General features: G+C 40.3%; 2 protein-coding genes. Both read right to left on the bottom strand.

The genetic code is table 11. The features are described 5' to 3' along the window. Window positions 1-92: 92 nt before the first annotated feature. The gene (locus A3766_RS21580; RefSeq protein WP_068506949.1) at window positions 93-344 is read right to left on the bottom strand and encodes a type II toxin-antitoxin system ParD family antitoxin; all 252 of its coding nucleotides are present in this window, start codon (window positions 342-344) and stop codon (window positions 93-95) included. 126 nt (window positions 345-470) lie between these two features. After that, window positions 471-602 (bottom strand): hypothetical protein, encoded by a 132-nt coding sequence (locus A3766_RS32430; RefSeq protein WP_255374960.1) that lies wholly within the window; start codon window positions 600-602, stop codon window positions 471-473. Between the last annotated feature and the right edge of the window lie 641 nt (window positions 603-1,243).

Here is a 1,243-nt window from a genome sequence, read left to right as displayed (position 1 = left end):
CAGCTCGAGCAAAACCAAATTTCTCTAGGCTATAATCAAAAATAGCTTCTAAGTCTTCATCTGCTTTTTGGTGTACAAAAAAGCTTTGGTTTTTATGCATTATGCTTTTTCTTCATCCGTTGAATAAAATCATCAGCATTCCAATTTTCGATAATGGGGCTATTTTCACCATCTTTAATAAGCTGGCGTAATTCTGCTAGCTTTGATTCAGCGTAATGCTCTTGCAGAAGTCTCAAGCCAGCGCGAATGACTTCACTTTGGTTAGAGTAATCACCTGAACTAATCAGACCTTCAATAAAACCGCCTTGATCATCAGTAGGTCTAAATGTAACGGTATCTGCCATAACAAACCTCTTCGTAAGAATATGTCTTACAAATAAATTTACATGACTTTATTCAGGCTGGCAAGGAATTAACCAACACGGCTAAACAATAACTACACTTGAATTCGTTCAGCAAGATCAAGCGCATCATCTACTTCTACCGGTACCACTATTCGCACCGGTGATGAGGTAAGTCTTACCTTTAAGAGACTCGATTCGCTCAGGTGTCCAGCCTTTTGGGCCGAATTGATGTTTAGTAAATTGGCGGTTGGTAGACATTGCTTAAACTCCTTTATGTGGAAATAAGGAAATAAGGGGTCGGTGACAACTGATTCTTATTTGTCACCGACCCCTTAGGCTCTTCTACGGATCGTGGCGCTGACAATGCCGATGAGCTTCAGCGACAAGAAGATAAGATAGTGAATGCTATTCTAGCGATGAATGCTGATATCGTCGGTTTGATGGAAATAGAAAATGACGGTTTTACTGAACAGAGTGCGATTGCTAGCTTAGTCGCGGCAATTAATGCGGCAGGTGGCGATTATGCTTATATTGATCCAGGTGTCGATCAAATTGGTACGGATGCAATTGCTGTTGGTCTTATTTATAGAAGTACCCAAGTAAAACCGATAAAACAAACGGTCATTCTGGATAGCTCGGTAGATTCGAGGTTTAATGATGATAAGAATCGACCAGTCTTAATCCAAACCTTTAAAGAAAAAGGTTCAAAGGAGAAGCTNACCGTTGCAGTCAATCATTTAAAATCAAAAGGAAGTGATTGTGACGAATTGGGTGATCCTGACATGAATGATGGCCAAGGCAACTGTAACTTAACACGTACAAGTGCCGCGACAGCATTAGTCGATTACTTGAATTCTGATCCAAGCAATAGTCGCGATAGTGATTTTCTGATCATTGGT

It is taken from the genome of Oleiphilus sp. HI0132 (assembly GCF_001635845.1).
Note: the sequence above shows the minus strand (reverse complement) of the source record. Positions and strands in the feature narration are given on the sequence as shown.